We start from the raw sequence: 13456 nt of genomic DNA, 5'->3' as shown, positions 1-13456 counted from the left end.
TTTTACCACGTCGGCATGATCGGCCGAGGTGCGTTTTTGGCTTAAGCCAACTCCTTATAAGTCACTTTAAGTCTCTATTTCCTTGTATTGATTTTTAAGGGAAATTTGACTCGAAATTCGTCGAGAAAAGTCTTCGTAAGTCCTTGTTGCATAAGAAAAAAACCGTAAATCCACTATTGACTGTGCGGGGATGTTCCTCTAAAGTGGGTAAACGTGTTGAAAAGTGGGTAAACGGGGAGCGAGGCGAGGGATGTTTGAAGGCGCAGCAGCACTGAATCTGGATGCGAAGGGACGGCTTGCCATACCGGCAAGGCACCGTGACGCCCTGCTCGCCGCCAGTGAAGGTTCGCTGGTCCTGACTGCGCATCCGCATCGCTGTCTGCTGCTTTACCCGTCGCCGGCCTGGCAGCCGATTCGCGACCAGATCCTCAAGGCATCCAGCCTTGATCCACGGGCGGCTTCGATCAAGCGCGTGCTGGTTGGTAATGCCCGCACCGAGGAACCTGATTCTGCTGGCCGCATCCTGATCGCTCCTGAATTGCGCGAGTACGCCAAGTTTGAAAAAACCGTCTACCTGGTCGGCATGGGAACGCACTTCGAAATCTGGAGCGAGGCGGGCTGGAAGCAGCAGAATGACCTGGCAGCGGAGGCGCTGTCCGGCGATCTTCCGCCGGGCTTTGGAGACCTTGTCCTGTGACCCGCAGTACCGCCCATGTGACGGTGCTGCTCGAAGAGGCGGTGGGTGCCCTGGCGATCAAAGCCGACGGTGTCTACGTTGACGCTACCTTCGGGCGCGGTGGTCACAGCCGCCGGATTCTTTCCGAGCTAAATCAGAACGGCCGCCTGGTGGCGGTTGACCGTGACCCGCAAGCCATTGCGGCGGGTGCGGAAATTGATGATTCCCGTTTTTTGCTGGTGCATCGCGCTTTCGGTGAGCTTGCCGAGGCAGCCGATGAGGCTGGGATTCGCGATGTAGATGGCGTTTTGTTTGATGTGGGGGTGTCGTCGCCGCAAATCGACGACGGGGAGCGCGGCTTCAGTTTTCGCTACGACGCGCCGCTCGACATGCGTATGGATACGACGCAGGGCGAGACGGCGGCCGAGTGGCTGGCGCGGGCCGAGATAAGAGACATAACGGAGGTTATTAGAAACTATGGCGAAGAACGGTTTGCTTTCCAGATTGCAAAGAAGGTTGTGGCTGCTCGGCTCGAACAACCAATTGTCACAACAGGTCAGTTCGCGGCCCTTGTACGCGAGACCGTGCGCACCCGTGAGCCAGGGCAGGACCCGGCGACGCGCAGCTTTCAAGCTCTACGGATTCATATCAATCAAGAGCTCCGCCAGCTGGAGGTAGCCCTGCCGCAGGCGCTTGAGCTGCTCAAGCCGGGTGGCCGACTGGTAGTGATTTCCTTCCATTCGCTGGAAGACCGCATCGTCAAGAACTTCATGCGCGACCAGTCGATCGCCGACGCGATGCCCAAGAGTCTGCCCTTGCGGGCCGACCAATTGCCCAAGCCCAAGCTGCGTCTGGTTGGCAGGCCAATCAAGCCTTCCGCTGCCGAAATTGATGCCAATCCTCGGGCGCGCAGTGCTGTCATGCGCATTGCCGAGAAGCTGTAAATGCTCCGATTCAACATGATCCTTCTTTTGGCCGTTGTTGTTTGTGCGTTGGGTGTGGTGACCTCCCAGCACCGCGCGCGCAAGCTTTTCCAGGCTCTGGAGGCGGAGCAGGAGCGGGTGCGCCAGCTGGATGTGGAGTACGGCCAGTTGCAGCTCGAAATGTCGACTTGGGCAACCCATCCCCGGATCGAGAAGATTGCCCGTGATCGTCTGCACATGGTGACGCCGGATGCGGTGGGTCGGGTGATCCAGGCTCAGGCACCGGCCAAGAAAGGGGCTCGCTGATGGTCGTTCGGCGCCGTCCGCAGCGTGGTCATCGCTTTACTGAAAGTCCGGTGTTGCAGCTGGCACTCCAGGGCTGGCGCTCGCGCACGGTGGGCTTGCTGCTGATGGCGGCGTTCCTGACGCTGGTCGCGCGCGGCTTTTACCTGCAAGTGATCCATAACGATTTTCTCCAAGAAAAGGGCGATTCCCGCTACCGCCGGGATATCGAGATTTCTGCCTCGCGCGGCAAGATCGTCGACCGCAACGGCGACATGCTGGCGGTGTCGACGCCGATGAAGTCGATCTGGGCCATTCCGGGCGATGCGCGGACGATGAATGTCTCGCAGAAGCGTCAGTTGGCCGAAATGCTCGACATGAATGTGCGTGAGCTCGATGGCAAGCTCGCCTCTGACAAGACGTTTACGTATGTGAAGCGTCAGGTTTCACCGGAAACGGCCGACCGTATTGCCGCCATCAAATTTCCGGGGGTTCACCAGGAAAAGGAATATCGCCGCTTCTATCCGACCGGTGACATGACCGCCCACATCGTCGGTTTTACCGGTGTTGACGACAAAGGCCTGGAGGGGGTCGAACTGGCTTTCCAGAACAGCCTGTTCGGGCACCCGGGGAGCCGGACGGTGATTCGTGATCGCCGCGGCAGCATTGTCGAGGATGTTGGCGCGACCAAGCCGCCGCAGGATGGCAAGGACGTCCGTCTGGCGCTCGATTCCAAAATTCAATATCTGGCCTACAGCCAGCTGAAAAACGCAGTTGAGACCAATAATGCAAAGGCCGGCGGCGCCATCGTGATCGACGCGAGAACCGGCGAGGTGCTGGCGCTGGCCAATTGGCCGACCTATAACCCGAACAACCGCGAGCGCCTTTCCGGGGCGCAATTGCGGAACCGTGCCATCACCGACACCTTCGAACCGGGATCGGTGATGAAGCCGTTTACGGCAGCGCTGGCACTGGAAAAAGGCAAGGTACGTTTCGACACCGTAATCAACACCGCCCCGGGTCGGTTGACCATTGGTTCTGCAACAATTTCCGATGCTCACCCGCACGGTGCGCTGAGCGTGGCCGAAATCATCCAGAAGTCTTCCAACGTCGGTACCGCCAAGATCGCGCTCGGTTTTTCGCCCCAGGAAATGTGGGAGCTGTTCGACAGCCTGGGCTTTGGTCAGGCGCCCAATCTGGGTTTTCCGGGGGAGGTCAATGGCCGCCTGCGGCCGTGGAAGAACTGGCGCCCGATCGAGCAGGCGACGATGTCCTACGGCCACGGCATTTCCGTCAGCCTGATCCAGTTGGCTCGCGCCTACACCGTGTTCGCCCGTGATGGCGAACTGATGCCGCTGTCGCTGACCAAAATTGATGATGCGCCGCCCCATGGTGCCCGCATTTTCTCGCCGCAGACCATGCGTGAGTTGCGCGTCATGCTTGAAATGGCCGTGCAACCTGAAGGGACCGCGCCCAAAGCTCGGGTTCCCGGGTATCGCGTCGGCGGCAAGACAGGCACGGCCTACAAGGTCGAAGGCGGCGTCTATGCCCGCAAGTACGTGGCTTCCTTCGTCGGCATTGCACCGATCGGCGAACCGCGCCTGGTCGTTGCCGTGATGATCGACGAGCCGTCCGGCGGTGCTCACTACGGTGGCGATGTGGCTGGTCCGGCTTTTTCGCAGATTGCAGGCGGCGCCTTGCGTACGCTGGGTGTGCCGCCGGATGCACCGATTCAGGTGGCCGAAGCGGCTTCCGGAAAGGGCAAGCTGTGACCACACCGCGCGAACTCCTTGATCAACTCGCGGCAATGGGCATCCAGCCAAGCGGTGTTGCCGATGATAGCCGCCAGGTGCAGCCGGGCGATCTCTTCCTGGCTTACCCCGGCGATATGGCCGATGGGCGCCGCTATATCGGCGATGCACTGGCGCGCGGCGCGGTCGCGGTGCTGTGGCAACCGAGCGCCGATTTCTCCTGGGATTCGACATTGGCCACGGCCAATCTGCCGGTTGCCGCCTTGCGCCCGCTGGCCGGCCCGTTGGCCCATGCCGTCTATGGCCACCCGAGCGAAGGCCTGTCGCTGATTGCCATTACCGGCACCAACGGCAAGACGACGATCAGCCAGTGCATTGCCCAGGCCTACCCGAAGCCCTGCGCGATCATCGGCACGCTGGGGGCTGGCTTCCCGGACTCCTTGATCGAAACCGGCTTCACGACGCCGGAAGCGACGACCCTGATGCGTTATCTGGCTGACTTCCGCGCCCGGAATGCCGCTGCCTGCGCTTTGGAGGCCAGTTCAATCGGTATCGAAGAGGGGCGGATGAACGGGGCGCGCGTCGATGTCGCCATCTTCACCAATTTCACCCGCGATCATCTCGATTATCACGGCACGATGGAAGCCTACGCCGAGGCGAAGGAAAAACTGTTTCACTGGCCTCGATTGCGTACGGCCATCATCAACCTGGACGATGAATTCGGCCTGAATCTGATGCGCGAAACGACCGCCATGCGGGTTCTCGGGTACGCCATTGGCGAAGCTCGGCGCGATTTCCCGGCGCTGGTGCGCGCCGAAAACCTGGTCGATACGCCCTTCGGGCAGCGCTTTAACTTGGTCTTGCCGAATGGTCGGGTCGCCGTCGATACAACGCTGGTTGGGCGCTACAACATTTCCAACTTGCTGGCCGTGGCTGCGGTGCTGCACGATGCCGGCCTCGCGGCTGCCGACGTGGCGATTCGCTTGTCGGAACTGACGCCACCGCCGGGGCGCATGGAACGGCTGGGGGGCAATGGCGAGCCGTTGGTCGTCGTCGACTATGCTCATACGCCCGATGCCTTGGAAAATGCCCTGACCGCGCTGCGTGATGTAGCGACAACGCGAGCCGGTCGTCTATCGGTGGTTTTTGGCTGCGGCGGTGATCGCGACAAGGGCAAGCGTCCGCAGATGGGGGCGCTTGCCGAGCGCCTGGCTGATCGCGTGCTGGTGACCAACGACAACCCGCGCAGCGAAGCGCCGCACGTCATTATCAATGAAATTACCAGTGGCATGACGCGGGCCGAAGTGGAGGCCGATCGGGCAACTGCCATTCGCCGCGCCGTGCTCGAAGCCGGTGATCAGGATGTGATCCTGCTGGCCGGCAAGGGGCATGAACCTTATCAGGATATGGGCAGCGTTCGGCTGCCATTCTCCGATGTCGAACAGGCCGGAGCGGCGCTGGCCCTGCGGCGCAGCAAACAGGAGGAGGCAGCATGAACTGGTTGCTCTCGCAAGTAGCCCAGGCAGTGCAGGGGCGCCTGATTGGTGCCGACGTGTCGATTGACGGCGTATCGACCGATACGCGGGCGATTACCGAAGGTCAATTGTTCATCGCGCTGGCCGGTGAGAATTTCGACGCCCACGACTTTTTGGCTCCGGCCATTGCCGCTGGTGCAACGGCGTTGATGGTGGCTGATGAAAGCAAGGTGCCGACCGGGGTTCCCGCCGTCGTCGTTGACGACACGCGGCTGGCCTTGGGGCGTTTGGCCGCCGCCTGGCGCGCGAAATTCAATCTGCCGGTGATCGCCGTGACAGGGTCGAATGGCAAGACGACGACCAAGGAAATGGTGGCCGCTATTCTGAAGGCCGCCTTCGGTGCTGCGGTGCTGTCAACCCGGGGTAATCTGAACAATGACATCGGTCTGCCGCTGACCTTGCTCGGCCTGCGCGCCTCGCACCGCGCCGCGGTGATCGAGATGGGCATGAATCACCCCGGTGAGATCGGCTATCTGGCGCCGATCGGGGCTCCGACCGTGGCCCTGATCACCAATGCCCAGCGGGCGCACCTCGAAGGCATGGGCGATCTGGACGAAGTCGCCCGCGAGAAGGGTTCCATCTTCCTCGGTCTGCCGGCGAATGGCGTGGCGGTGATCAATGCCGACGATGCCTATGCCGGACTGTGGCGTGGCATGGCCGGCGGCCGTCCGGTACGGACTTTTGGTATCGATAATGCGGCAGACGTCAGCGCCAAGGTTCGTCAGCACGGCCTTGAGATCGGCCTCGAGCTATCAGCGCCGGAAGGTGACGCCGCGCTGATCCTGTCGATTCCGGGGCGTCATAACGCCCGCAATGCCGTGGCAGCTGCCGCTGCGTGTCTCGCCGCCGGTATTCCGATGGTTGCCGTGATCGCCGGCCTGGAAGCCTTCTCGGGGGTCAAAGGGCGCTTGCAGCGCCGTACCGGCAAGCAGGGCGCCGAGATCCTCGATGACACCTACAACGCCAATCCTGATTCGGTTCGGGCTGGTATCGATGTGCTGGCCGCGACCATCGGCCGCAAACTGCTCGTCCTCGGCGACATGGGGGAAATCGGCGAAGCCAGCGGCCAGTATCACGACGAAATCGGCGGCTACGCCAAGAGCCAGGGCATCGACCGCCTGTTCGCGCTGGGCGAGGCAGCGCAGCAGGCTGTGCGTAACTTCGGCGAAGGGGCCAAGCATTACTGCAACGTCGACAAGCTGATTGCTGCTGTCGACAAGGAATTGGGCCCGGAAACCACCGTGTTGGTGAAGGGCTCGCGCTTCATGAAAATGGAACGGGTGGCCGATGCTCTGGCAGCACCCGTCGCTCCCGAGGAGAAACACTGATGCTGCTGGCTCTTGCCCAATGGCTCGCCCAGGACGTTCGCTTTTTCAACGTCTTCAACTACATCACGCTGCGTGCCGTACTCGCTGCGATGACCGCGCTGTTGCTGTCGCTGGCTGCCGGGCCGGCCGTCATCCGCTGGCTGGCGGCCAAGAAAATCGGCCAGGCGGTGCGCAATGATGGCCCGCAAACCCATTTGGTCAAGTCCGGAACCCCGACCATGGGGGGCGTCCTGATCCTGATCGCCATCGGCATCACGACCCTGCTGTGGGGGGATCTGACCAACAAGTATGTGTGGACCGTGCTGGTCGTTACGCTCGGCTACGGCATCGTCGGCTGGTACGACGACTGGAAGAAGGTCGTCTATCGCGATCCGAACGGGCTGGCCAGCCGCTGGAAATTCTTCTGGCAGTCGGTGCTCGGTATCGGCGCCGCGCTGTTCATCGCCTTCTCGGCCAAGAGTCCGGCGCAGACCGAGTTGATCATCCCCTTCTTCAAGACGATGGCCTATCCGCTGGGCGTCATCGGCTTCATCACGCTGACCTATTTCGTCATCGTCGGCACCAGCAACGCGGTGAACCTGACCGACGGTCTGGATGGTCTGGCCATCATGCCGACGGTGATGATTGCCGCCGCCTTCGCGCTGATCGCCTATGTGACCGGCCACGCGGTCTACGCCAAGTACCTGTTGATCCCCTACGTTCCGGGCGCCGGCGAACTGTGCATTTTCCTTGGCGCCATCGCCGGGGCGGGGCTCGGCTTCCTGTGGTTCAACGCCTATCCGGCTGAAGTGTTCATGGGTGACGTCGGCGCGCTCGCCTTGGGCGCGGCGCTCGGCACTGTTGCCGTGATTGTTCGTCAGGAAATCGTGCTGCTGATCATGGGCGGCGTCTTCGTGATCGAAACCCTGTCGGTGATGCTGCAGGTCGGCTACTTCAAATACACCAAGCGGAAGTACGGCGAGGGCCGGCGCATCCTGCGCATGGCGCCGCTGCACCATCACTTCGAACAAACCGGCTGGAAGGAGACGCAGGTCGTCGTCCGTTTCTGGATCATCACCATCATGCTCGTGCTGATCGGGCTCTCTACCTTGAAGCTGCGCTAAATGGAACTCAAGGGCAAACGCGTTCTGGTCGTCGGACTCGGTGAGTCCGGACTGGCGATGGCCAAGTGGCTGCATCGCCAGGGCGCGCTCGTCCGCGTTGCCGACTCGCGCGACAACCCGCCGAATATTGACGCGCTGCAGCGCGTCGCACCAGGGGCTGAACTGGTGGCCGGTGCCTTTGCCGAGGCCACTTTCGCCGGTGCCGATTTCGTCGCGCTGTCGCCGGGCGTGCCCAAGGCGACGCCAGAGATTGCCGCGCTTGAGATACCGTTGATTTCCGAAATCGAACTGTTCGCTGACGGCGTGCGCGAACAGGTGCCGAATTCACAAATCATCGCCATCACCGGCAGCAACGGCAAGACCACGACCACGGCGCTGACCGCCCATCTGCTCAACGGTGCTGGCGTACCGGCTATCGCCTGCGGCAACATTTCTCCGTCGGCGCTTGATGCGCTGATGGACGCCCAGGATGCCGGCGCTTTGCCGCAAGTCTGGGTTGTCGAACTGTCCAGCTTCCAGCTCGAAACGACGCATCACCTGAATGCCGCTGCCGCGACTGTCCTCAACGTCTCGGAAGATCATCTCGACCGCTACGAGGGCAGCCTGGCCAACTACGCCGCCGCCAAGTCACGAGTTTTTCAGGGCAAGGGCGTGATGGTACTGAACCGTGATGACGACTGGTCGATGGCCAATGGCCGTTGCGGCCGCAAGATGGTGACTTTTGGCCTGAATGCCGCACCGCGTGGTGTCGATTACGGCTACGCCGATGGCGCTATCTGGCGCGGCAAGGACAAGCTGGTCGCGATCGATGCCCTGAAGCTGTCCGGTTTGCACAATGCCGCCAATGCCATGGCCGCACTGGCGCTGTGTGAGGCCATCGGCGTCGATCCGCTCCGCCTGATTGAGCCACTGAAGGGCTTCTCCGGCCTGCCGCACCGGGTCGAAACTGTCGCTGAAATCGGCGGCGTGCTCTACGTTGATGACTCCAAGGGTACCAATGTCGGCGCCACCCTGGCGGCCATCGAAGGCATGGGCCGCAAAGTTGCGATCGTCCTCGGCGGCGACGGCAAGGGGCAGGATTTCTCGCCGCTCAAGCCAGCGCTGGAAAAGCACGGTCGTGCTGTGGCGCTGATCGGCCGTGATGCTGCCGCCATCGGCATGGCGCTCGAAGGCAGCGGCGTGCCAACCCGGATTCTGGGCGATATGGAAGCTGCCGTGCTCTGGCTGGCGGCGCAAGCCCAAGCTGGCGACTGCGTGCTGCTCTCGCCGGCCTGCGCCAGTCTCGACATGTACCGCAACTACGCGCATCGCGCCCAGGCCTTCATCGACGCGGTGGAGGGGCTGAAATCATGATGATCGGCGCCCTCGACGCCCCGCGCCGCCAAGTGGCCGAGATCGACTACGCGCTGCTGTGGAGCGTGCTGATCCTGCTGTTTGCCGGCATGGTGTTCGTCTATTCAGCCTCGATTGCCATTGCCGAGGGCGGGCGGGCCACCGGCCATCAACCGGCCTACTTTTTGATTCGCCAGGGCGTCTTCTTGTGTATCGGCCTGGTCGCCGCTGCCGTGGCCTTCCAGGTGCCGCTGTCGCTGTGGCAGAAATACTCGCCCTACCTGTTCATGATCGGCGTCGCGCTGCTCGCCATCGTGCTGATTCCAGGTCTTGGTCGTGACGTCAATGGCGCCCGCCGCTGGCTGCCGCTCGGCTTTGCCAATCTGCAGCCGTCCGAGCTGATGAAGATGTTCGCCGTGCTCTATGCCGCCGATTACACGGTGCGCAAGATCAACGTCATGCACGACTTGAAGCAGGCTTTCCTGCCGATGTTCGGCGCCATGGCCATCGTCGGTATGTTGCTGCTGAAAGAGCCGGACTTCGGCGCCTTCGTCGTGATCATCTCGATCGCCATGGGCATTCTCTTCCTCGGCGGCCTCAAGGCCCGGCTGTTCGCCATGCTGATCGTCGGCCTGTTGATTGCCTTCACGGTGATGATCATCGTCTCCCCCTACCGGCGTGACCGGGTGTTCGGTTTCATGGACCCATGGGCCGATGCGTTCGGCCGAGGCTACCAGTTGTCGCATTCGCTGATCGCCTTCGGCCGGGGTGAATTGTTCGGTGTGGGTCTCGGTGCCAGCGTCGAAAAACTGTTTTACCTGCCGGAAGCGCATACCGACTTCCTGCTTGCCGTCATTGCCGAGGAACTGGGTTTCTTCGGCGTCGTCGCGGTGATCGCCCTGTTTGCGCTGGTCGTCCAGCGCGCCTTCGCTATCGGCCGCCAATGCGTGCAGCTCGACCGCCTCTATCCGGCACTGGTCGCCATGGGCATGGGGATCTGGTTCGGCGTTCAGTCCTTCATCAACATGGGCGTCAACATGGGCCTGCTGCCGACCAAGGGACTGACCCTGCCGCTGATGAGCTTCGGCGGCTCGGGCATCCTGGCCAACTGTGTGGCGCTGGCGATTCTGCTGCGGGTCGACTGGGAGAATCGTCAATTGATGCGGGGTGGCAAGCTATGAGCAAAACCATTCTGGTCATGGCGGGCGGTACTGGTGGCCACATCTTTCCGGCCCTGGCGGTTGCCCATAAATTGCGCGATGCCGGCTGGCGTGTCGTCTGGCTGGGCAATCCGGAAGGCATGGAAGCCAGGCTGGTGCCGCAGCACGGTTTTGAAATGGTGTGGATCAAGTTCAGTGCCCTGCGCGGTAAAGGCATTCTGCGCAAGCTGCTGCTGCCGGTCAATCTGCTGCGTGGCTTCTGGCAAGGGCTGAAGGCCATCCGCCAGGTCAAGCCGAACGTCGTGCTTGGCATGGGCGGCTACATCACCTTCCCGGGGGGCATGATGGCCGCTCTGACTGGCGTGCCGCTGGTGCTGCACGAACAGAACTCGGTGGCCGGGCTGGCCAATCGCGTGCTGGCCAGTGTGGCTGACCGCATCGTGACCGGCTTCCCGGACGTGATCAAGAACGGCACCTGGGTTGGCAATCCGGTGCGTCCAGAGATCGCAGCGATTGCTGCGCCCGCCGAGCGTTTTGCCGAGCGGACCGGCGCCTTGCGCCTGCTGGTCATTGGCGGCAGCCTCGGTGCTCAGGTACTGAACGAAATGGTGCCGCAGGCAATGGCGCTGCTCGGCGAAAGCGATCAACCGCAAATTGTCCATCAGGCAGGCGAAAAGCATATCGAAGCCCTGAAGGCCAACTACGCTGCCGTCGGTGTCCAGGCGCACTGTGTTTCGTTCGTCGAAGACATGGCTGGCGCCTACGAGTGGGCCGATCTGGTCATCTGCCGCGCTGGTGCGCTAACGATTGCCGAGTTGGCGGCGGCCGGCGTGGCCAGCATCCTGGTCCCCTTCCCGCATGCCGTTGATGACCACCAAACCGGCAACGCCAAATTCCTGGTTCACGCTGGCGGCGCTTTCCTGCTGCCGCAGACCGAGCTGACGCCGGATGCCATTGCCTTGATCCGCAATTACTCCCGTAGCCAGCTGCTGGAAATGGCCGAAAAGGCCCGTAGCTTGGCGAAACCCGATGCCACCGAAGCTGTGGCCCAAATTTGTTCGGAAATTGCTAAATGAAACACAAGGTCAAACACATCCACTTCGTCGGCGTCGGCGGCTCGGGCATGAGCGGCATTGCCGAAGTGTTGGCTCACCTCGACTTCACGGTCACCGGTTCCGATCTGGCGGCCAGCGCGACGACCCGCCGACTCGAAGGCGAGGGCGTCAAGGTGACGGTTGGCCATGCCGCTGAAAACATTGCCGGCGCGGATGCCGTGGTGATCTCGACCGCGGTCAAGGCTGACAATCCGGAAGTGATTGCTGCCCGCGAACGCAAGATTCCGGTTGTGCCGCGCGCCCAGATGCTGGCTGAGCTGATGCGCCTGAAGAGCGGCATCGCCATTGCCGGCACCCACGGCAAGACGACGACGACCAGCCTGGTGACCAGCATCCTGGCCGAAGGCGGCATTGATCCGACTTTCGTGATCGGCGGTCGCCTGAATGCAGCCGGCGCCAACGCCCGTCTTGGCAGCGGTGATTTCCTGGTGGCCGAGGCCGACGAGTCCGATGCCTCCTTCCTGTTCCTGTCGCCAGTCATTTCGGTGGTTACCAATATCGACGCCGACCACATGGAAACCTACGGCCACGATTTCGAGCGTCTGAAATCCGCCTTCGTCGATTTCCTGAACCGTCTGCCGTTCTACGGTGTGGCCGTGGTTTGTGGCGACGACGCCAATATCCGCGACATCCTGCCGCGTGTGCCGAAGCAGATCATCACCTACGGCCTGTCGAATGAATGTAATTTCCACGCCGAGAATATCGTCGCCGACAACGGTCAAATGCGTTTCGACTGCGTGCGCGTCAATGGTACGACCTCGCGGCTGTCGATCACGCTGAACACGCCGGGCATGCACAATGTCCTCAACGCCCTGGCCGCCATCGCCGTGGCCACCGAAGTGCAGGTCTCTGATGCCGCCATCGTCAAGGCGCTGGCCGAATTCAAGGGCGTCGGCCGCCGCTTCCAGCGCTACGGCGAAGTGGCGCTGCCGGCTGGTGGTTCTTTCACACTGGTCGATGACTACGGCCATCACCCGGTTGAAATGGCTGCGACGCTGGCCGCCGCCCGTGGCGCCTTCCCCGGCCGCCGCCTGGTGCTGGCTTTCCAGCCGCACCGTTACACGCGGACCCGCGACTGCTTTGAAGACTTCGTCAAGGTGCTGAGCACCGTCGATGCGCTCTGCCTGGCCGAGATCTACGCTGCCGGCGAGGCGCCGATTGTTGCTGCCGACGGCCGTTCGCTGGCCCGTGCGCTGCGGGTGAGTGGCAAGGTTGAGCCCGTGTTTGTTGAGGATATCGCGGCCATGCCGCAGACGATTATGGATGTCGCCCGCGATGGCGATGTGGTGTTGTGCATGGGCGCCGGTTCGATCGGTGCAGTGCCGGGCAAGGTAGCGGAGTTCAAATGAGCAGTTTCGGAAAAGTTGCAGTCCTCTTTGGCGGAACATCCGCCGAGCGCGAGGTCTCCCTGAACAGCGGTTCGCGCGTGTTGGCCGCATTGCAAGGGCAGGGCATCGACGCCCACGCCTTCGATCCGGCCGAGCAGCCGCTTGATGCGCTGAAGGGCTACGACCGCGCCTTCATCGCACTGCATGGTCGCCACGGCGAAGATGGCACCATCCAGGGCGCGCTGGAAGTCATGCACATTCCCTACACCGGCTCTGGCGTGCTCGCCTCGGCGCTGGCCATGGACAAGTTCCGCACCAAGCTGATGTGGCGGGCGGCCGGTCTGGCCATTCCCGAATATGCCCTGCTGACGGCCGATTCCGACTTTGCCGACATTGAGGAAGAACTCGGTCTGCCTCTGTTCGTCAAGCCGGCCCGCGAAGGCTCGTCGATCGGCGTGACCAAGGTCAAGGAGCGCGGCGCCCTGAAGGCCGCCTACGAAGAAGCTGCCCGGCACGATCCGCTGGTCATCGCCGAAAAGGGCGTCATGGGTGGCGAATACACGGTCGGCATCATTGGCGACGAAGCCATGCCGATCATCAAGATCGAGCCGGCCACCGAGTGGTACGACTACGAAGCCAAGTACAACCGCGACGATACGCGTTACCTGTGTCCGTGCGGCCTGCCGGAAGCCAAGGAAATGGAAATCCGCAAAGGCGCACTGGAAGCCTTCCGCATTCTGGGCGGCCGTGGCTGGGGCCGGGTCGATTTCCTGATGGACGAGGACGGCAAGTATTACTTCCTGGAAGTGAACACCGCGCCGGGCATGACCGACCATTCGCTGGTGCCGATGGCGGCGCGGGTGAACGGCATGGACTACCCGACGCTGGTTCGTCGCGTCCTCGAACTGGCTGCCAACGACTGA

At 62.2% G+C, this 13456-nt stretch carries 12 protein-coding genes; all 12 read left to right on the top strand.

Annotation, left to right across the window (positions count from 1 at the left end):
• Positions 1-250 precede the first annotated feature (250 nt).
• Genes mraZ through DARO_RS17845 form a run of 12 tightly spaced genes read left to right on the top strand, consistent with a single transcriptional unit; the run spans position 251 to position 13456 of the window.
• Positions 251-697: a division/cell wall cluster transcriptional repressor MraZ gene (gene mraZ / locus DARO_RS17900; protein ID WP_011289232.1), complete on the top strand. Its 447-nt coding sequence runs from the start codon at positions 251-253 to the stop codon at positions 695-697.
• On the top strand, positions 694-1620 hold the full coding sequence (gene rsmH, locus DARO_RS17895) for a 16S rRNA (cytosine(1402)-N(4))-methyltransferase RsmH (RefSeq protein ID WP_011289231.1): 927 nt from the start codon (positions 694-696) through the stop codon (positions 1618-1620). Before mraZ ends, rsmH begins: the two co-directional genes overlap by 4 nt.
• Positions 1621-1905 carry a cell division protein FtsL gene (gene ftsL, locus DARO_RS17890; RefSeq protein ID WP_011289230.1) on the top strand — a complete coding sequence of 95 codons (285 nt, stop codon included), beginning with the start codon at positions 1621-1623 and terminating at the stop codon, positions 1903-1905.
• Complete coding sequence (locus DARO_RS17885) at positions 1905-3653, top strand: peptidoglycan D,D-transpeptidase FtsI family protein (protein WP_011289229.1); 1749 nt, start codon at positions 1905-1907, stop codon at positions 3651-3653. The genes ftsL and DARO_RS17885 overlap by 1 nt, the downstream gene beginning before the upstream one ends.
• Positions 3650-5128, top strand: a complete 1479-nt coding sequence (locus tag DARO_RS17880) for a UDP-N-acetylmuramoyl-L-alanyl-D-glutamate--2,6-diaminopimelate ligase (RefSeq protein WP_011289228.1) — start codon at positions 3650-3652, stop codon at positions 5126-5128. Before DARO_RS17885 ends, DARO_RS17880 begins: the two co-directional genes overlap by 4 nt.
• Positions 5125-6495, top strand: coding sequence for a UDP-N-acetylmuramoyl-tripeptide--D-alanyl-D-alanine ligase (locus DARO_RS17875; protein WP_011289227.1), 1371 nt, complete (start codon positions 5125-5127; stop codon positions 6493-6495). Before DARO_RS17880 ends, DARO_RS17875 begins: the two co-directional genes overlap by 4 nt.
• Positions 6495-7598 (top strand): phospho-N-acetylmuramoyl-pentapeptide-transferase, encoded by a 1104-nt coding sequence (mraY, locus tag DARO_RS17870; protein ID WP_011289226.1) that lies wholly within the window; start codon positions 6495-6497, stop codon positions 7596-7598. The genes DARO_RS17875 and mraY overlap by 1 nt, the downstream gene beginning before the upstream one ends.
• Positions 7599-8951 carry a UDP-N-acetylmuramoyl-L-alanine--D-glutamate ligase gene (murD, locus tag DARO_RS17865; protein ID WP_011289225.1) on the top strand — a complete coding sequence of 451 codons (1353 nt, stop codon included), beginning with the start codon at positions 7599-7601 and terminating at the stop codon, positions 8949-8951.
• Positions 8948-10111 (top strand): putative lipid II flippase FtsW, encoded by a 1164-nt coding sequence (gene ftsW / locus DARO_RS17860; RefSeq protein ID WP_011289224.1) that lies wholly within the window; start codon positions 8948-8950, stop codon positions 10109-10111. Before murD ends, ftsW begins: the two co-directional genes overlap by 4 nt.
• Positions 10108-11166: an undecaprenyldiphospho-muramoylpentapeptide beta-N-acetylglucosaminyltransferase gene (gene murG, locus DARO_RS17855; RefSeq protein WP_011289223.1), complete on the top strand. Its 1059-nt coding sequence runs from the start codon at positions 10108-10110 to the stop codon at positions 11164-11166. Before ftsW ends, murG begins: the two co-directional genes overlap by 4 nt.
• Positions 11163-12554: a UDP-N-acetylmuramate--L-alanine ligase gene (murC, locus tag DARO_RS17850; RefSeq protein ID WP_011289222.1), complete on the top strand. Its 1392-nt coding sequence runs from the start codon at positions 11163-11165 to the stop codon at positions 12552-12554. The genes murG and murC overlap by 4 nt, the downstream gene beginning before the upstream one ends.
• A complete protein-coding gene (locus DARO_RS17845; protein WP_011289221.1) occupies positions 12551-13456 on the top strand; it encodes a D-alanine--D-alanine ligase in 906 nt (301 codons plus the stop codon). Before murC ends, DARO_RS17845 begins: the two co-directional genes overlap by 4 nt.

The sequence above is a fragment of the Dechloromonas aromatica RCB genome, from assembly GCF_000012425.1.
Note: the sequence above shows the minus strand (reverse complement) of the source record. Positions and strands in the feature narration are given on the sequence as shown.

Bases quoted from the DNA above. Each gene is read 5' to 3' on its own strand.
- DARO_RS17885 (WP_011289229.1), top strand. From the start codon at position 1,905: ATGGTCGTTCGGCGCCGTCCGCAGCGTGGTCATCGCTTTACTGAAAGT.
- DARO_RS17875 (WP_011289227.1), top strand. From the start codon at position 5,125: ATGAACTGGTTGCTCTCGCAAGTAGCCCAGGCAGTGCAGGGGCGCCTG.
- ftsW (WP_011289224.1), top strand. From the start codon at position 8,948: ATGATGATCGGCGCCCTCGACGCCCCGCGCCGCCAAGTGGCCGAGATC.
- mraZ (WP_011289232.1), top strand. From the start codon at position 251: ATGTTTGAAGGCGCAGCAGCACTGAATCTGGATGCGAAGGGACGGCTT.
- murC (WP_011289222.1), top strand. From the start codon at position 11,163: ATGAAACACAAGGTCAAACACATCCACTTCGTCGGCGTCGGCGGCTCG.
- ftsL (WP_011289230.1), top strand. From the start codon at position 1,621: ATGCTCCGATTCAACATGATCCTTCTTTTGGCCGTTGTTGTTTGTGCG.
- murG (WP_011289223.1), top strand. From the start codon at position 10,108: ATGAGCAAAACCATTCTGGTCATGGCGGGCGGTACTGGTGGCCACATC.
- DARO_RS17845 (WP_011289221.1), top strand. From the start codon at position 12,551: ATGAGCAGTTTCGGAAAAGTTGCAGTCCTCTTTGGCGGAACATCCGCC.
- mraY (WP_011289226.1), top strand. From the start codon at position 6,495: ATGCTGCTGGCTCTTGCCCAATGGCTCGCCCAGGACGTTCGCTTTTTC.
- murD (WP_011289225.1), top strand. From the start codon at position 7,599: ATGGAACTCAAGGGCAAACGCGTTCTGGTCGTCGGACTCGGTGAGTCC.